The following is a 17,113-nucleotide window of genomic DNA, read 5'->3' as shown; positions in this document are numbered from 1 at the left end:
ATCATTCTCCGCGCGGCAGAGTGAGGGTAACGCTGGTCCCCTGCCCGGGCTCGGAGACGAGATCGACGCTGCCGCCATGCGCTTCCACGAACTGGCGCACCAGCGGCAATCCCAGCCCCTGATTGGCCCCATCGCCGTGACGCCCGAACCGCACGAAAACGTCGAACAGATGCGCCTGTGTCTTAGCATCGATGCCCGGGCCGTCATCGGACACGATGATGCGCACCACGTCCGGCGCGGGCTGCACATGCACAAGCACCCGCCCGCCCCGGCTCACGAAACTCACTCCATTATCCACCACATGGGCGAGAGCCTGCCGCAGCCGGCGCTCGTCGCCCGACACGGTGCCCGGCTCCTGCTCGAACGACATGTCGACCGTCACGTCGCGCGAGTCCGCCTTGTCGCTCAGGCCCTCGACAACCTGCCGCACCATCGCGGCCACATCTATATCGCGCCTCTCGATAGGCAAGCCGCCCGCTGCACCCTGAGTCAGGTCCAGCACATTATCGATCAGCCGCGTCAGCCTTGTGGTCGCCGTCATGATGGCATTCACATAATCACGCGACTGGGCGCTCAATTCGCCCGCATAGCCGGCTTCCATCATCTCGGCGAAGCCGACGATGGAGGTGAGCGGCGTGCGCAACTCGTAGCTCATGTTGGAGACGAACGCGGTCTTCACCCGGTCTGCATCCTCCAGCGCCTCATTGCGATCCCGCAGGGCCTGCTCGATGTGGCGGCTGTCGGTGGTGTCGAGCATGGTGAACAGTGCGTTGCCGTCCGGCAGCGGGATGGCCGCAAATTCGAAGAAGCGCCCGTCGGCAAAGGCGATGCGCCCGCCGCGCTGGCGGCGCTCCATCGTCGCGGCCCGAATGAGCTGGTGGACAAGACCTGCCTGTTCGGGTCGCGCCAGGCGATCCGCCAGCGCCGACATGAGTTCATCGACGCGCGGATGCGCCGCCATGGTCGTGTCGGGCACGGACCAGATCTTGGTGAAGCGGCTGTTCCACAGATGCAGGCGACCGTCGGAGGCGAACACGGCAATCGCCTCGAACAGATTGTCGAGCGTCGCGGTGCGCACCCGCAGCAGCGTATCGCGCGCGGAGGCCAGCTGGACATGCTCGGTACGGTCCTCGAAGATGACCAGCAGGCCGCCATCGGGCAGCGGCTGGGCGTAGACGCGCAGATGCACGCCATCACGCAGGCGCCACTGCTCCTCATGCGCGGAGGGCGAGAGGAACCAGTTGCGGCGCTCCTGCCGCCATGCGCGGAAATCCGGCGTGTCGGGCACCTGCCCGCTGTCCCGCATGGCATCCAGTACCCGGTCGAAATGGGTGTCAAACGCCGCCGTCTCCGGCGTCAGGCCGAACAGGCTGAGGAAGGGCTGATTGCAGAACTGCAGCAGTTGATTGGCACCGAACTGGACGACGCCTGCCGACAGCCTGTCCAGCATGTCTCGGTTCGCCTGCGAAAGGTGGCGCAGCTCTGCCCGCACCTCCTCCAGCTCCTGCATGTCGATGGCGTAACCTGCAACGCCCGAGGGGCCAAGCGGGACATCGACGACCTTCATCAACCGGCGCTTGCCATCGATGGTGACCGGCAGCATCCGAGCGGTTGGGGCCTTGCGCGCGGCGGCATTGGCGGCGGATGCGCGCGGGGAAATGCCATCGACTGCTTCGACAAGCTCGATGCCCTGCTCGATGACATCCTGCGCGGACTTTCCGTCCACGGCCTTCACATAGGCGCTGTTGACCAGGCTGATCTGATGATCGGCGCCGCGATGCCAGACCGGCATGGGTGCCGCCTCGATCACACCCGAGAGCGCATCGAGGGCCTGGCGATACTGCCCGACCTGCCCGCGCAGCTCCTGGATCTGCGCGAAGCTGTCGGTCGCGTCGAAGACCCAGAGCACGACCGTGCCGGCCTTGCCGAGCCGCGTGCCGACAGGGCCGCCGCGCACCAGCAGCATCCGGTCCGACCCGTTGACCCGCACCGGCAGCGTGAAGGGTCGGCCGCCCTGCTGCGCCGCTGCGATCTCCGCCGCGAGCGCGCGGGCATGATCGGGCTCCAGGCCGCCATCTGCATCCAGCAGCCCATCGAGGTCGGTGGGCGCGGCCTCGCGGCCGAGCCATCCGGCGAGCCTGTCCGGCGCGTCCAGCTTGCCATCGGGGCGAATGAGCAAGGGTACCGCGGGCGCGGAATTCAGCAGATCGACCAGTTGCGCGGCGTGCGTGCGCGCCAGCGCCGCCTTGCGCCGCATCGAGAGGCCGGTGAACAGCGCCCAAACCGCCAGCACCAGCCACACGGCCAGCACGGCCCCCACGATCAGCGGAAAGAACGGGACATTGGCAATCACGGGAGTGGATTACGGGCCAATCCACCCTGAGACAAGGCCGGCTTGCGCCTTCTTTGGCGTTGGCCGGATAAGAAAAGGAACCGGCGCCCTCAGAGCGCCGGGCCGTCCTTCGTCACCGTCCAGGTCTGGCCCTGGCTCACCAGCTTCTGCAGGTCCGGCGTCTTACCCTTGGCCAGTAGCGCGTTCTGCTCCACCACCGCCTGCTCGAAGCTCGCCTTGGGGGCATCGTAGAGCACGCCCAGCGCCATCGGGAACAGGCCGAAGGGCATTTCCACCAGCATATGCGCAACGGCGCGATTGGTGACATCATGGACGATCACGCCGGCTGCCTGCCAATCACCATCGACCACGTCCACGACCTTGAGCGTCAGCGCCTCGCGGTCGAGCGCGATGCCTTTAGCGCCCTTATCGAAGAGCAGCGGCTTGCCATGCTCCACCCAGAGCTGGCCGACATCGGCATTCTTCTTCTCGGTGAAGTCGGCGAACACATCCTTGTTGTACACGATGCAGTTCTGGAAAATTTCCACGAACGCCGCACCCTTGTGCTCATAGGCGGCCTTGAGCACGTCCGGCAGCTGCTTGGACACGTCATAGGCCCGCGCGATGAACCGGGCACCCGAGCCGAGCGCGAAGGCGCAGGGCCGCGCCGGATGGTCGACCGAACCGAAGGGCGTGGATGGGCTCTTGGTCCCCTCCCGGCTGGTCGGCGAATATTGCCCCTTGGTGAGGCCGTAGATCTCGTTGTTGAACAGCAGGATCTGGCAATCGAGGTTGCGACGCAGAATGTGCATCGTGTGATTGCCGCCGATCGAGAGCCCGTCGCCGTCGCCGGTGACGATCCATACGTCCAGCTCGGGATTGGCCAGCTTCACGCCGGTCGCCACCGCCGGCGCGCGGCCGTGGATGGTGTGGAAGCCGTAGCTCTCGACATAATAAGGAAAGCGCGAGGAGCAGCCGATGCCCGAGACAAACACGGTGTTCTTGGGGTCCGCGCCCAGCTGCGGCAGCGTGCGCTGCACGGCCTTCAGGATGGCGTAGTCACCGCAACCCGGGCACCAGCGCACCTCCTGATCGGTCTCCCAGTCCTTGAGGCTGGTCTCGACGCGCAGCTTGGTCAATGTGGTCATGTCGTTCATGCGAGCATCCCCTCGATGGCCGCCTCGATCTCCGCGATGCGGAAAGGCTGGCCCGAGATCTTGTTGAGCGGGCGGGCATCCAGCAGATACTGGTCGCGCAGCACGGTCTTGAGCTGGCCAGTGTTCATCTCCGGCACGAGGATCTTCTCGTAGCCAGCGAGCAGCTCGCCCAGATTTTCCGGCAGCGGCCAGATATGGCGGATGTGGATGTGCGATACATCCAGCCCCTTGCGCCGGGCGCGCCGGACCGCCTGATGGATCGGGCCGTAGGTCGAGCCCCAGCCGACGACGACGAGCTTGCCGCTCTCCTCGCCCAGCGACACCTCCTGCCGCACGCCCTTGGCGATGCCCAGCACCTTGTCGCGGCGCAGTTCGGTCATCGCCTGGTGATTGGCCGGGGCGTAGTTGATGTGACCGGTGTTCACTTCCTTCTCGATGCCGCCGATGCGGTGCATGAGATCGGGCGTGCCCGGCTTGATCCACGGCCGTGCCAGCTTCTCATTGCGGGCATAAGGCTTGAGACCGCCTTCCGGCACCGCATCGAGGAACTTGACGGCGAACGGCGTGTAGCCGCTCATATCCGGCACTTTCCACGGCTCGGCGGCATTGGCTATATAGCCATCGGTCAGCAGCATCACCGGCGTCATATATTCGATGGCGATCCGGCAGGCCTCGATGGCGCAATCGAACGCATCGGCGGGCGAGCGGGCGGCAATGACCGGCATCGGCGCATCGCCATTGCGGCCATAGACGGCCTGATAGAGGTCGGATTGCTCGGTCTTGGTCGGCAGGCCCGTGGACGGACCGCCACGCTGTGAGTTCACGATCACCAGCGGCAGCTCGGTCATGATCGCGAGGCCCATCGCCTCGCCCTTCAGCGCGATGCCGGGGCCGGACGAGCTGGTGACGCCCAGCGACCCAGCATAGCTCGCGCCGATCGCGCTGGCGATGGCGGCAATCTCGTCCTCGGCCTGGAACGTCGTTACGCCATATTCCTTGAGGCGCGAGAGATGATGCAGGATCGAGCTGGCCGGGGTGATGGGGTAACCGCCGAAGAACATCGGCAGGCTGGCCAGCTGCGCACCCGCGACGAGACCGAGCGAGATCGCCTCGGCGCCCGTCACCGTGCGATACAGCCCCTCGGGGGCCGGCGCCGGGGCGACATGGAGCTGCTTGAGCGGCGCGGCCAGCTCGGCGGTCTCGCCATAGGCATGGCCGGCATTGAGCGCGGCGATGTTGGCATCGGCGATCTCCGGCGCCTTTGCGAACTTGGCCTTTAGCCAGTCGATGATCGGCTGGCGGCTGCGATCGAACATCCACAGCGCCAGGCCGAGCGTCCACATGTTCTTGGAGCGCAGCGCTTCCTTGTTGCCAAGGCCGAAGGGCTTCACGCTTTCCAACGTGAGCGCGGAAATATCGAACGCCAGCACCTGCCAGCGCGCCAGCGAGCCATCCTCCAGCGGATTGCTCTCATATTTCGCCTTGGCGAGATTGCGCTCGTTGAACTCGCCGGTGTCGGCGATGATGAGGCCGCCGGGCTTCAAATCCACCACATTGGTCTTGAGCGCGGCCGGGTTCATCGCGATCAGGATATCGGGCGCATCGCCGGCCGTCGTGATCTCGGACGAGCCGAAATTGATCTGGAACGCCGAAACGCCGAACAACGTGCCCTGCGGCGCCCGGATTTCCGCCGGAAAATCGGGGAAGGTCGCAAGGTCATTGCCTGCCAGTGCGGTGGACAGGGTGAACTGCCCGCCAGTGAGCTGCATGCCATCGCCACTGTCTCCGGCAAAACGGACGACAACGGCTTCGGGCGCAGCCTCTTCGCTGCTGTGAGTTATGGTCGATGTAGGTGCGGCAGATGCCATGCTCAGACTCTAGTAATGCAGTGGTTGCATCGCCCCTAGTCCGTCGAGCCCAGCCGAGCAAAGTAGAAAAGCTGCGCGCGACAGAGCATTGCCTTTTTCTCTCCGGCTTGCCATCGCGGCCGTGAACTTCTTTTAACGGATGAAATCGCGACCTCGTCATGACCAAGATCGACCCCGCCTCTCTCCCCTACCGCCCCTGCGTCGGCATCATGCTGGCGAACCGTCAGGGCGAGGTGTTCGTAGGCCAGCGACTCGATTCCAAGGAAGGCGATGCCTGGCAGATGCCGCAGGGCGGCATCGACAAGGGCGAGACGGCGGAGCAGGCACTGCTGCGCGAACTGGGCGAGGAAACCGGCATTGCGGCCGATCTCGTCGACATCATCGCCCGCTCGACCGAAGAGCATCTTTACGATCTGCCCGAAGAGCTGATGGGCCGGCTGTGGGGTGGCAAATATCGCGGCCAGACGCAACGCTGGTTTCTGCTGCGCTTCAAGGGCGAGGACAGCGATATCGACATTGCTACCGAGCATCAGGAGTTCATGGCGTGGCAGTGGGTCACGTCCGACCGGCTGGTGGATCTGATCGTGCCGTTCAAGCGCCCGGTTTATCGCGCCGTCGTGCAGGAATTTGCGCACCTGCTCTAAAATCGGGGCCGGCGGGATCGCCGGCACCGTCCCATCCTGACACATCTGGCGAACGCGACCGTCTCCTGCGATTGCGCATGGTTAACACGATCCTTACCTTTGCGGTCCGCCCTTCGGACTCGCGATGCACAGGACCAGAGATGCGCAAGATCGCCCGCCTCTTCACCATTCGCACCAAGTTCGAGGCCTATCTCGCGATCTTCGGCGTCGCCATGGGCGCGACCGCGCGGGGTGCCCATTATCTTGAGGTCTATCCCGGCTTTGCGGGCTATCTGCTCTACGCCAGCTGCTGCGGAGCGGTGATGATCGTGGGCGGCCTGATGATCGATGGGGTGACCCTCAAGCAGACTTATTGCCACTGACGCCAAGGCGCACCCAGTTCGGCCATGTCTTGCGCTCGATTGTTGAACCGGGAATAGGTTAGCGATCCGCCTTCCATGGATCACGAAAGACCTGCGATGACCTCAGCAAGCCAGACCCGCGCCCTCCTCGCGCGCTATTATGACGCCTTCAATGCCGGCGATGCCGAGACCATGCTGGCCTGCCTCGCCGACGATGTGGTGCATGATATCAATCAGGGCGAACGGGAATCCGGCAAGGACGCCTTCCGCGCCTTTCTGGGCTGCATGGACCGCGCCTATCGCGAGCGCCTTGCCGACATCGCGCTGATGGTGAATGAGGACGGCAGTCGCGCCGCGGCGGAATTCATCGTCTATGGCGAATATCTAGTCGGCGAGGACGGCCTGCCTCCCGCGCATGGCCAAAGCTATGTGCTGCCGGCTGCGGCCTTCTTCGAGGTGCGCGATAATCTGATCCGCCGTGTCACCGTCTATTATAATCTCGCCGACTGGATCGCGCAGGTCAGCCGGGAAGACGCGCCAGCGTGAGCAACCTGACCGTCGAGACGCTGCGGGACCGCGAGGCGCGCCATGCCGCCATCGACGATCTCGCCCGCCTGCGCATCACCGTCTTTCGCGAATGGCCCTATCTCTATGACGGCTCGGTCGACTACGAGCAGCGCTATCTGAGCGCGTTTCTCGACGGCGACGATGCGGCTTTGGTCATTGCCCGGGATGTCCGCGCCATCGTCGGCGTAGCAACCGCCTCGCCGATGATCGGGCAGGACGAACCGCTGCAGGCGCCATTCCGCGCGCGGGGCATCGAGGTGGACCGGCTCTTCTACTTCGGCGAGTCCGTGCTGCTCGGTGCCTATCGTGGGCATGGGCTTGGCCACGCCTTTTTCGATGCGCGCGAAGCCGCCGCACGCGAGGCCGGCGCGACGGCGACCTGCTTTTGCGGCGTCATTCGCCCTGCCGATCATCCGCTCCGCCCCGCTGAGGCCCGCGACCTTGGCCCATTCTGGCGCAAGCGGGGCTATCAGCCGCTGGAGGGCGTCATGGCAGAATATCGCTGGAAGGACATCGACCAGACGGACGAGACCAGCCACCCGATGCAGTTCTGGTCCCGCGACCTGTAGCGCTTAGAATAGCTTGCGGAAGCTCAACCGGACGGTGCGGCCCAGCGGATCGATGAAGGCGGGCTGATAGGCGAAGGGCACTGCGCCATTGCCATCCGTGACGCGCTGGCGTGCATCGAAGACATTCTCGACCCCCAGCTGGAGCCGCGCGCCGCGCAGGAACGAGGCTTTCTCGATCAGGCCGGGCATCTGATTGAAGTTCACGAACGCCCGCACGTCCACCTTGGCCAGCGCCCCAAAGCGCAGCTGGCTAGCCGGCAGCCCTGCCGTGCCATTGACGCGCGAGGGGCTGCGCCAGCTGCCGGTCAGCCGCAGACCGTAGCCGCTCTGCGAAATGCCGGTGCGCAGCTCGATCAGATGCCGCGACGGCCCGCTGGTGTCGCCCAGCGTATCGCCATCCAGCAGATCGAGCACGGGCAGGCTCGGGGCCAATTGCGTGGTGTTGGTCAGCGCCCACTCGTGATGGACCGAGAAATCGACGCGTCCGCCGCCGCCACCTGCACCGCCCCGTCCACCCGGGCCACCAGGACCAAAGCCGCCCGGCCGGGGACCGGGTCCAGCACCCGGAGGGGGTGCATCCGCGCCGGGCGGGGCGTCTGCTCCGGGCTGCCCGCCCCTGCCCGGCCGATCCGCACCGCCCGTCTCCCCGCGCGCTGTCCGCTCGGCCTGCCGCCGTTGGAACGCAGCCCGCATGGCATCGATCTGGCTCTGCGGGGTGGCAAGGCGTTTGCTGAAGCTGAAACCCCAGCGGAGCACTTCCCGCGTCTGCTCGGCGATGTTGATCGGGCGCAGGTCTACCTGCGTGAGGCGGCCGCTTTCATCGCGCGCGAACCGCTCCGGGAAAGCGCCGATGGTGTCCGCCGTCACGCCCGGAAAGGCCGACACCCCACCCTCGGTCGCGCGGTGATTGTAGGATATGTCGAACCGCAGGCGCGGCTCGCGCAGAACCGAGATGTCGGCTCCGAGCCGGAACGTCTTCACCCGCGCCTTGTCGAGATCGGGGTTGCCGCCCGTGATCGTCGTCACCAGCACGGATTCGCCGCGCGCGAAATCGAAGATCGGTACGAAGGGCGTAAAGGTCTGCGCATCGCCGATCTGGGCCACCGTCGCGGCGGAGTCTTCATCGCTGTAACCGGCCGAGAGGGACAGGAAGCCAAGCGGCGACCAGTTGAGACCCAGCCCGAAGTTCCGCAACGTGCCGGCATCCGAATAATGATCGAGCCCGAGCGTGACATTGGCGGACATGCGTCCGATGCCCGAGGAGGCGGGCACGAGGGGGATGTCCACGGTGAGCGACCCGGTCGCGCTGTCCCGCCCAAGGTCGCGAACCGAAGGGACCAGATCGCGCTCGCGCATATTCTCGATCCGCGTGAGCGCGCCCCCCAGCTTCATCGTGGCCATGACCTCACCGGCCGGCAGCCTGAATAGCGGCCGGTTATGGATGAAGGTGATGTCCGCCGTGTCCGAGGTGCTGCGTGTGAGGTCCGCAGCGCGCGCGTTGAGAAAGGCGGCATCGATCGGCAGGCTGGGGTCGGCCGCCGGATCGCCTGCCGCCAGCGCGTCGGCATAATCTGACAGATCGAACGGGCGGCCGGTGATGACGCGGCTCTCGGCACGCGCATAATTGGCGGTCAGCGTCCATTGCCCCGTGCTGCGCTCGGCATTGACGGTGAGGCCGACCGTGCCGGTCTGGCTCCTGGAGGCGCGCCCCAGAGCGCCGGCGCCCTCCAGTTGTGGGTAGAACAGCACATCGTCCGCGCCCGGCGCATAAGGCGTTCCGGCGGGAATCGTCACGCCCGGCAGGGTAAGGCCAACGAGGCTGTCCCGCCGATTGGTGACCAGCTCGCCGCTCAGTGTCGCCTTGGTGCGTTCGCCCAGGGGTCGGCTGTAGCTGGCATTGAGCGTCAGCGTCTCCTGCGCGGCCTGGAGACTGCGCGCCGGGCTCTCCGCGCGGTCCAGTCCGCGATCGCTCTCCAGAATCGGATCGATGCTCTCGTGCTCGGCGCTGATGTTCACCCGCTGGCTGTTGCGGATCAGGAAAAGGCCGCCCTCCAGCTCCAGCGAAGCGCCATCGCCCGCGGTCGGCACCCGGCCGTCGACCTCAGCCGTGACCGCGCGGAAGCGCTGGCGCAGGACGATGTTCATAACCTTCTGGTCGGCGCCGTAACCATAGCGAAGCCCAACTTCTTCCGGCAGGATATCGATCCGCGCGATGGCTTCGGCCGGCAGGCGGGCGATCTCGCGGAAGCCGGAAATGCGGTGCCCTTCGAGCAACGTCACCGGCGGCTTCCCGCTCGCGCTCTGCAGCTCAGGACCAAGTTCGGTCAGCAGGTCGCTGATCGTGCTGACGCCCAGGGCCCGGATGTCTGCAGGGCGCAACTGCAACTCAGGGGTGGCATTGCCGATGACCGCGCCCCGCTCGCGCTGACCGCTGACCACGATCTCCTCGATATCCGTCCCCACGCCCTCATCGAGGTGGGTATCCGCTTCTTGCGCTCCCGCTGCGGGCATCAGGGCAAAGGACGAGGTCGCCAGGAACAGTGCGGCGGCAGTGCGTCGGTTGGCGGGCATAGAAACCTTCAGAACGAGGGAGAGCCGAGGCTCGGCCGGATGAGGATGGCAAACAGCGAAACGGGTTCATTTCTGTCCTGTCTGCCAAGACCGCATTGCAAAATGCCGCCGCCGCCTTCAATCCTCCAATTTGTACTAAAATGTCACCCTGCCCCGCTGCAGGGATGGCACATATAAGAGGAGAGGCGCGCAATGACTTTGCCCATTGAAGACAGACTTGGCCTGCAGGATCTTATAGCCAATTATAGCTGGGCGCTGGACACCGGCGATGTCGATGCCCTGGTCGCCTGCTTCACCCCCGATGCGCGCATGGTGGAGGAGGTCTTCGAGGATCCAGACATCTGGGAAGGCCATGAGGGCATTCGCGGCATTGCCGAGCATTATCGCAATGCGCCGGGCTTTCCGGGCCGGCAGCATCATGTCACCCAGACGCAGTTCTTGCCGCAGCCGGACGGATCGGTAAAGATGCGTTCCTTCGCCTTCGTGACCGAATGCGAGGGCGAGCCGCCCTATCTGCTGCGCTTTGCCGGCTGGTATGACGACCATGCCGTGAAAGGGGCGGACGGCGCCTGGCTGTTCCATCGTCGCACCGTGCGCCTTTGGGATGGCGAAGTGCTGAAGAACTTCCCCGGCAAGGGCGAATGGGTGCCGCGCAAGCGCCCGGAATCGCTCATCATCAAGCGGTAACCCGCCCGTCACCCCGCCTTCGCGCCGACCAGGGCCAGCACCCGGTCGGCATAGTCGGGGCGACAGATCAGCAGATCGGGCATGTAGACATTGGCCTGGTTGTAGCGCAGCGGCGTGCCGTCGATGCGGGAGCAATGCAAACCATGGGCCAGCGCGACGGCGACGGGTGCGCAACTGTCCCACTCATATTGGCCGCCGCTGTGCAGGTAGATATCCGCCGCGCCGCGAACGACCGCCATCGCCTTGGCGCCGGCCGAGCCCATCGGGACTAGCTCGGCACCCAGCGCCTGTGCGACCGACAGCGCCTCCGGCGCCGGGCGAGTACGGCTGACGACCATGCGGGGCGTCGCAGGTGCCGGCGGCACGGCGATGGGCCGGTCCGAGCGCATCACCAGCCCCATGTCCGGCAAGGCGACGGCACCAAGGGCGGCCACGCCATCCACCGCGAGCGCGACATGGACCGCCCAGTCCGCCCGCGCCTCGCCATATTCGCGTGTGCCATCGACCGGATCGACGATCCAGACGCGGGACTTGGCGAGCCGATCCTTTGTGTCGCGGCTCTCTTCGGAGAGCAGGCCGTCGTCGGGTCTCTCGCGTCCGAGCACCTCGCATAGATAGGCATTGGCGAGGGCATCGCCCTCATTGCCCAGCGCCTTTCCATCGAAGCGCGCCTCATCCCGCAGGCCGAGCAGCCGCCGGCCCGCTTCCTCCGCGAGGTGCGCGGCCAGCTCTGCGTCCGTCACAGATCCGGGCTCCACACGCCCACGATGCGCTCGACGATGAGGTCCGCCGCCTGCTCGGGCGTGAGGGCCTGGGTGTCGATGCGGATTTCCGGCTTCTCGGGCGCTTCATAGGGACTGTCGATCCCGGTGAAGTTCTTGAGCTCGCCGGCACGGGCCTTCTTGTAGAGGCCCTTGACGTCCCGGCGCTCCGCCTCGGCCAGCGGAGTGTCGACGAACACCTCGATGAACTCGCCCGCCGGCAACATCGCGCGGACCATGTCCCGCTCGGCGCGGAAGGGCGAGATGAAGGCGGTGATCACGATCAGCCCGGCATCGGCCATCAGCTTGGTCACCTCACCGACGCGGCGGATATTCTCGATCCGGTCGGCCTCGGTAAAGCCCAGATCCTTGTTCAGGCCATGGCGGACATTGTCGCCATCGAGCAGGAAGCTGTGGCGGCCCAGCGCGAACAGCTTCTTCTCGACGATGTTGGCGATGGTCGACTTGCCCGAGCCGGACAGGCCGGTGAACCACAGCACCGCAGGCTGCTGGCCCTTCTGCGCCGCATGGGCCTCACGGCTGACATCCATCGCCTGCCAGTGGACATTCTGCGCCCGCCGCAGTGAGAAGTTCAACATTCCCGCCGCAACGGTGGAATTGGTGATCTTGTCGATGAGGATGAAGCCGCCCAGCGTGCGGTTCTCGGCATAAGGCTCGAACACGATGGCCTTGTCGGTCGTTAGCTCGGCAACGCCGATGGCATTCAGCTCCAGCGTCTTGGCTGCGAGATGCTCCATGGTGTTGACGTTGACGACATATTTGGGCGGCTGGACCGTTGCGGACACAGTCTGCGTGCCGATCTTGAGCCAATAGGCCCGGCCCGGAATCAGGGCATCGTCGGACATCCACACAACGGTGGATTCGAACTGATCGGCGGCCTGCGGAGGATTTTCGGCGGACGCGATCACGTCGCCGCGGGAGCAGTCGACCTCGTCGGCAAGGCAGAGCGTCACCGACTGGCCGGCAACGGCTTCGTCCAGATCGCCATCCAGCGTGACGATGCGCGTGACCGTGCTGGTCTTGCCCGAGGGGAGCACGCGGATGGCATCACCCGGCTTGATCGCGCCGCTGGCGACCAGGCCCGAGAAACCGCGGAAATCCAGGTTCGGCCGATTGACCCATTGCACCGGCATGCGGAACGGGCGGGCCTGATCGGCGCTGTTATCGACCTCGACCGTCTCCAGATAATCGACCAGCGTCGGCCCCTGATACCAGGGTGTGTTGGCCGAGAGGGTCGTGATGTTGTCGCCCTTGAAACCGGAGATCGGCATGGGTACGAACTGCTCGATGCCGATTTCCTTGGCGAAAGCGGCATAATCCGCGACGATCTTGTCGAACACGGCGCGGTCGTAACCGACCAGATCCATCTTGTTCACCGCGAGCACGATGTGGCGGATGCCGACCAGCTTGGCGAGATAGCTGTGCCGCCGCGTCTGGGTCAGCACGCCCTTGCGCGCGTCGATGAGGATCACGGCAAGATCCGCCGTGGAGGCTCCCGTCACCATGTTCCGGGTATATTGCTCGTGACCCGGCGTATCGGCGACGATGAACTTGCGCTTTTCCGTCGTGAAGAAGCGATAGGCGACATCGATGGTGATGCCCTGCTCGCGCTCGGCGGCGAGACCATCGACCAGCAGCGCGAAGTCGATCTCCTGCCCCTGCGTGCCGACGCGCTTGCTGTCCGCCTCCAGCGCGGCAAGCTGATCCTCGAAGATCATCTTGCTGTCATACAGCAGGCGCCCGATCAGGGTCGACTTGCCGTCATCCACGCTGCCGCAGGTGATGAAGCGCAGCAGCGACTTGTGCTGATGCTGCTCCAGATAAGCATCGATATCCTGCGCGATGAGGGCATCGGTCTGGTAGACCGGCGTCTCGAGGGTGGCGTCGGCCATCAGAAATAGCCCTCCTGCTTTTTCTTCTCCATGCTCGCGGCACCGCCATCCTTGTCGATGATGCGGCCCTGCCGCTCGCTGGTGGTGGTGAGCAGCATTTCCTGAATGACCTCCGACAGCGTGCTCGCCTCGCTCTCGACCGCGCCGGTGAGCGGGTAGCAGCCCAATGTGCGGAAGCGGATCGAGCGCATCACCGGCTCCTCGCCGGGGCGCAGCGGAAAGCGCTCGTCATCGACCATCAGCAGCATCCCGTCCCGCTCCACGGTCGGGCGCGGCTGTGCGAAGTAGAGCGGCACGATGGGGATGCGGTTGAGCTGGATATATTGCCAGATGTCCAGCTCGGTCCAGTTGCTGATCGGGAAGACACGGATGCTCTCGCCCTTGGCCTTCTTCGCATTGTAGAGGTTCCACAGCTCCGGGCGCTGGTTCTTGGGATCCCAGCCATGGCTCGCGGTGCGGAAGGAGAAGATGCGCTCCTTGGCGCGGCTCTTCTCCTCATCGCGGCGCGCGCCGCCGAAGGCGACGTCGAAGCCGTAGAGATTGAGCGCCTGCTTGAGGCCCTCGGTCTTCCACATGTCCGTGTGCAGCGGGCCATGATCGAACGGGTTGATGCCCCGCTCCTTGGCCTCGGGATTCTGGTAGACGAGCAGTTCCATGCCGCTTTCTTCCGCCATGCGGTTGCGCAGCTCGTACATCGCCTTGAACTTCCATGTCGTATCGACATGGAGCAGCGGAAAGGGCGGCGGCGCGGGATAGAAGGCCTTGCGCGCCAGATGCAGCATCACCGCGCTGTCCTTGCCCACCGAGTAGAGCATCACCGGCTTTTCCGCCTCGGCCGCCACCTCACGCATGATGTGGATGCTCTCGGCTTCGAGGCGTTCGAGATGCGTGAGCGTACGGGTCATGGAAAGTCCTGGACTGGATGGGCCGGTGGCATTGTCGATCAATCTTGGCCGATTAATCTGGTCCCGCTGCTAGCCCAGCAGCAGAGGTGGTGCAGCAAGCTTTTCCTACGATCCGCCACAGTTTGGCTTGGGCAGTCGCGCCTGGGTCTGCGACTGCCCCGTGGGAAGCGGGCCCTTAAGCCTCTTCTGCCGCCTTCTTCTTGGCCGGTGCCTTCTTCGCGGCAGGCTTCTTGGCTGCGGCCTTTTTGGCTGGCGCCTTGGCGGTCGCGGCCTTCTTCTTGGCCGGTGCTTTCTTGCCTTTCTTCTTGGCCGGCGCGGCAGCCGCGCGCGCATCGATAAGCTGAGCCGCTTCCTCCAGCGTCAGCGCATCCGGCGCAACGCTCTTGGGCAGGGTCGCATTGGTCGTGCCATCAGTGACATAGGGGCCATAACGGCCTTCCATCAGCTTGATCTCGGCCTCTGTGCGGGGATGTGCGCCCAGCACCTTGAGCGGCTCGGCGGCCTTGCGGGCGCCGCCGCGATTAGCGGCATCGGCCAGCTTGGCGACGGCGGCATTCATGCCGGTCTCGAAAATCTCGACCGTCGAGCCCAGCCGGGCATATTTGCCCTCATGCGCCAGATAGGGACCATAGCGCCCGAGGCTGGCCACGATCGGCTTGCCGGTTTCGGGATGATCGCCAATCGTGCGCGGCAGCGAGAGCAGCTTGACCGCCCAGTCGAGCGTCAGTTCGCCATCCGGCAGATCCTTGGGGATCGAGGCGCGCTTGGCCTCCTTGCCATTGCCCATCTCGACATAAGGCCCGAACCGCCCCGACTTGCGCAGGATCGGCTCACCGGTCTCGGGATGCTTGCCAAGCTCTTCCGGCCCGGTATCTGCCTCGCCGCTGCCCCCAGGCTGGCCGAATTTGCGGGTGAACTTGCACTCGGGATAATTGGAGCAGGCGATGAATGCGCCGAAGCGCCCGCCGCGTAGCGACAGGCGCCCGTCCGCGCACAGCGGACAGGCACGCGGATCGCTGCCGTCGGCCCGCTCCGGGAAGAGCATCGGCGCGAGAAATTCGTCCAGTTCGGCAGTGATCTCGGACGGCTTGCGATCCATGATCTCGACCGTCTTGGGCTTGAAGTCGCGCCAGAAGGCTTCCAGCACCGCCTGCCACTGCGCCCGGCCGCCGGAAATCTCGTCCAGCTCATCTTCAAGACCGGCGGTGAACTCATAGGCCACGTAGCGCTCGAAGAAGCGCTCGAGGAAGGCCGTCAGCAGCCGCCCGCTCTCCTCGGCAAAAAACCGGTTCTTCTCGACACGGACATAATCGCGATCCTTGAGCGTCTGGATCGTCGAGGCGTAGGTGGACGGGCGCCCGATGCCCAGTTCCTCCAGGCGCTTGACCAAGCTTGCCTCGCTGTAGCGCGGCGGCGGCTGGGTGAAGTGCTGCTCCGCGCGCACATCGCGCTTGGCCGGCTGGTCACCTGCGGACATGGCGGGCAGCAGCTTGCTGTCCTCATCCGCCACATCGTCGCGGCCTTCCTCATACAGCGCTAAGAAGCCGGGGAAGAGCACGACCTGCCCCGTCGCCCGCAGCGCGTGCTGGCCGGTGCCGTCGGTGAACTCGACCGCCGTGCGCTCCAGCCGCGCCGAGGCCATCTGGCTCGCCAGCGCGCGCTTGAAGATCAGATCATAGAGTTTGGCATGAACGCCCGAACCCACGCTCTCGCGCGTGAACTCGGTCGGGCGGATCGCCTCGTGCGCTTCCTGCGCGTTCTTGGCCTTGGTCTGGTACATGCGCGGCTTGTCCGGCAGATAGCCGCCGTCATAGCGGTCCGCGATGGCCTTGCGCGCGGCGGAGATGGCGCTGCCATCCATCTGTACGCCGTCGGTCCGCATATAGGTGATCGCGCCGTCTTCGTAGAGCTGTTGGGCGACGCGCATGGTTTCGTTGGCTGAAAGACCGAGCTTGCGCGCGGCCTCCTGCTGCAGCGTCGAGGTGGTGAAGGGCGGCGGCGGATTGCGGGTGGCCGGCTTGGTCTCGACCGAGGCGACGGTGAAGCGGCCGGCCTCCACATCAGCCTTGGCAGCCTTGGCATCGCCTTCCTTGCCGATGGTCAGCCGGTCGATCTTCTCGCCACGCCAGCGGACCAGCCGCGCCTCGAAGCTCTGCCCGGCCTGCTCCAGATCGGCCGTGACGGACCAATATTCCTGCGGCGTGAACGCCTCGATCTCGCGCTCGCGCTCGACGATGATGCGCAATGCGACTGACTGAACGCGCCCGGCGGACTTGGCGCCGGGCAGCTTGCGCCACAGCACCGGCGAAAGGGTGAAGCCGACCAGATAATCCAGCGCGCGACGGGCGCGATAGGCATCGATCAAATCTTCATCGAGCGCGCGCGGCGCCTTCATGGCCTCCGTCACGGCGGCCTTGGTGATGGCATTGAATGTCACGCGATCGACCAGCTTGGGGAGCGCCTTCTTGTTGCGCAGCACTTCCTGCACGTGCCAGCTGATCGCCTCGCCCTCGCGATCAGGGTCAGTCGCGAGGATCAGACGGTCGGCCTTCTTGGCCTCGTCGGTGATCGCCTTGAGCTGGCGCGCCTTGTCGCCATAATTCTCCCAGGCCATCGAGAAGCCATCGTCCGGATCGACCGAGCCATCCTTGGCAGGGAGATCTCGAACATGGCCGTAGGACGCCAACACCCGGAAGTCGCCTCCCAGATATTTTTCGATGGTCTTGGCCTTGGCCGGTGATTCGACGATAACGAGTTGCATAGGGTTCCGCTAACGATCCTTACGTGTACGCGCGAGT

General features: G+C 65.2%; 13 protein-coding genes. 5 read left to right on the top strand and 8 right to left on the bottom strand.

Annotated elements, in window-relative coordinates; all coding sequences use genetic code 11:
* Position 1: 1 nt before the first annotated feature.
* The 3 genes from M2332_RS01555 to M2332_RS01545 all read right to left on the bottom strand — a co-directional run bounded on the left by M2332_RS01555 (position 2) and on the right by M2332_RS01545 (position 5,357).
* On the bottom strand, positions 2–2,350 hold the full coding sequence (locus tag M2332_RS01555; protein ID WP_413715973.1) for a PAS-domain containing protein: 2,349 nt from the start codon (positions 2,348–2,350) through the stop codon (positions 2–4).
* Positions 2,351–2,442: 92 nt separating this feature from the next.
* Positions 2,443–3,489 (bottom strand): 2-oxoacid:ferredoxin oxidoreductase subunit beta, encoded by a 1,047-nt coding sequence (locus tag M2332_RS01550; RefSeq protein ID WP_264572685.1) that lies wholly within the window; start codon positions 3,487–3,489, stop codon positions 2,443–2,445.
* Complete coding sequence (locus M2332_RS01545) at positions 3,486–5,357, bottom strand: 2-oxoacid:acceptor oxidoreductase subunit alpha (protein ID WP_264572684.1); 1,872 nt, start codon at positions 5,355–5,357, stop codon at positions 3,486–3,488. Before M2332_RS01545 ends, M2332_RS01550 begins: the two co-directional genes overlap by 4 nt.
* Before the next feature lie 158 nt (positions 5,358–5,515).
* Here M2332_RS01545 and M2332_RS01540 point away from each other — a divergent pair, with 158 nt between their 5' ends.
* The 4 genes from M2332_RS01540 (at position 5,516) to M2332_RS01525 (ending at position 7,478) form a co-directional block, all read left to right on the top strand.
* Positions 5,516–6,001 (top strand): RNA pyrophosphohydrolase, encoded by a 486-nt coding sequence (locus tag M2332_RS01540; protein ID WP_181559507.1) that lies wholly within the window; start codon positions 5,516–5,518, stop codon positions 5,999–6,001.
* A 140-nt stretch (positions 6,002–6,141) separates the two neighbouring features.
* Complete coding sequence (locus tag M2332_RS01535; protein WP_264572683.1) at positions 6,142–6,363, top strand: hypothetical protein; 222 nt, start codon at positions 6,142–6,144, stop codon at positions 6,361–6,363.
* Between the two features lie 96 nt (positions 6,364–6,459).
* The gene (locus M2332_RS01530; RefSeq protein WP_264572682.1) at positions 6,460–6,888 is read left to right on the top strand and encodes a ketosteroid isomerase-related protein; all 429 of its coding nucleotides are present in this window, start codon (positions 6,460–6,462) and stop codon (positions 6,886–6,888) included.
* Complete coding sequence (locus M2332_RS01525) at positions 6,885–7,478, top strand: GNAT family N-acetyltransferase (protein ID WP_264572681.1); 594 nt, start codon at positions 6,885–6,887, stop codon at positions 7,476–7,478. Before M2332_RS01530 ends, M2332_RS01525 begins: the two co-directional genes overlap by 4 nt.
* A 3-nt stretch (positions 7,479–7,481) precedes the next feature.
* On the opposite strand, the gene M2332_RS01520 is transcribed toward M2332_RS01525, so the two are convergent.
* Positions 7,482–10,049, bottom strand: a complete 2,568-nt coding sequence (locus M2332_RS01520) for a TonB-dependent receptor (protein WP_264572680.1) — start codon at positions 10,047–10,049, stop codon at positions 7,482–7,484.
* A gap of 192 nt (positions 10,050–10,241) precedes the next feature.
* Between M2332_RS01520 and M2332_RS01515 the strand changes: the two genes are divergently transcribed.
* Positions 10,242–10,736, top strand: a complete 495-nt coding sequence (locus M2332_RS01515; protein WP_264572679.1) for a nuclear transport factor 2 family protein — start codon at positions 10,242–10,244, stop codon at positions 10,734–10,736.
* A gap of 8 nt (positions 10,737–10,744) precedes the next feature.
* Here M2332_RS01515 and M2332_RS01510 read toward each other — a convergent pair whose 3' ends face one another.
* From M2332_RS01510 to topA, 4 genes are all read right to left on the bottom strand, one after another.
* On the bottom strand, positions 10,745–11,479 hold the full coding sequence (locus M2332_RS01510) for a 3'(2'),5'-bisphosphate nucleotidase CysQ (protein ID WP_264572678.1): 735 nt from the start codon (positions 11,477–11,479) through the stop codon (positions 10,745–10,747).
* The gene (gene cysN, locus M2332_RS01505; RefSeq protein ID WP_264572677.1) at positions 11,476–13,410 is read right to left on the bottom strand and encodes a sulfate adenylyltransferase subunit CysN; all 1,935 of its coding nucleotides are present in this window, start codon (positions 13,408–13,410) and stop codon (positions 11,476–11,478) included. The genes M2332_RS01510 and cysN overlap by 4 nt, the downstream gene beginning before the upstream one ends.
* The gene (gene cysD / locus M2332_RS01500; protein ID WP_181559499.1) at positions 13,410–14,315 is read right to left on the bottom strand and encodes a sulfate adenylyltransferase subunit CysD; all 906 of its coding nucleotides are present in this window, start codon (positions 14,313–14,315) and stop codon (positions 13,410–13,412) included. Before cysD ends, cysN begins: the two co-directional genes overlap by 1 nt.
* A gap of 175 nt (positions 14,316–14,490) precedes the next feature.
* Positions 14,491–17,076, bottom strand: a complete 2,586-nt coding sequence (gene topA, locus M2332_RS01495) for a type I DNA topoisomerase (protein ID WP_264572676.1) — start codon at positions 17,074–17,076, stop codon at positions 14,491–14,493.
* Between the last annotated feature and the right edge of the window lie 37 nt (positions 17,077–17,113).

Origin of the sequence: Sphingobium sp. B11D3A (genome assembly GCF_025961695.1) — a bacterium.
Taxonomy (GTDB): Bacteria; Pseudomonadota; Alphaproteobacteria; order Sphingomonadales; family Sphingomonadaceae; genus Sphingobium.
The sequence above is the reverse complement of the archived record's forward strand: the minus strand, read 5'-3'. Positions and strand labels throughout refer to the sequence as shown.

What these genes read in the sequence shown, in the direction of transcription:
- M2332_RS01550 (WP_264572685.1), bottom strand. Translation starts at nt 3,489, where the DNA reads ATGAACGACATGACCACATTGACCAAGCTGCGCGTCGAGACCAGCCTC.
- M2332_RS01545 (WP_264572684.1), bottom strand. Translation starts at nt 5,357, where the DNA reads ATGGCATCTGCCGCACCTACATCGACCATAACTCACAGCAGCGAAGAG.
- M2332_RS01540 (WP_181559507.1), top strand. Translation starts at nt 5,516, where the DNA reads ATGACCAAGATCGACCCCGCCTCTCTCCCCTACCGCCCCTGCGTCGGC.
- M2332_RS01535 (WP_264572683.1), top strand. Translation starts at nt 6,142, where the DNA reads ATGCGCAAGATCGCCCGCCTCTTCACCATTCGCACCAAGTTCGAGGCC.
- M2332_RS01530 (WP_264572682.1), top strand. Translation starts at nt 6,460, where the DNA reads ATGACCTCAGCAAGCCAGACCCGCGCCCTCCTCGCGCGCTATTATGAC.
- M2332_RS01520 (WP_264572680.1), bottom strand. Translation starts at nt 10,049, where the DNA reads ATGCCCGCCAACCGACGCACTGCCGCCGCACTGTTCCTGGCGACCTCG.
- M2332_RS01515 (WP_264572679.1), top strand. Translation starts at nt 10,242, where the DNA reads ATGACTTTGCCCATTGAAGACAGACTTGGCCTGCAGGATCTTATAGCC.
- cysN (WP_264572677.1), bottom strand. Translation starts at nt 13,410, where the DNA reads ATGGCCGACGCCACCCTCGAGACGCCGGTCTACCAGACCGATGCCCTC.
- cysD (WP_181559499.1), bottom strand. Translation starts at nt 14,315, where the DNA reads ATGACCCGTACGCTCACGCATCTCGAACGCCTCGAAGCCGAGAGCATC.
- topA (WP_264572676.1), bottom strand. Translation starts at nt 17,076, where the DNA reads ATGCAACTCGTTATCGTCGAATCACCGGCCAAGGCCAAGACCATCGAA.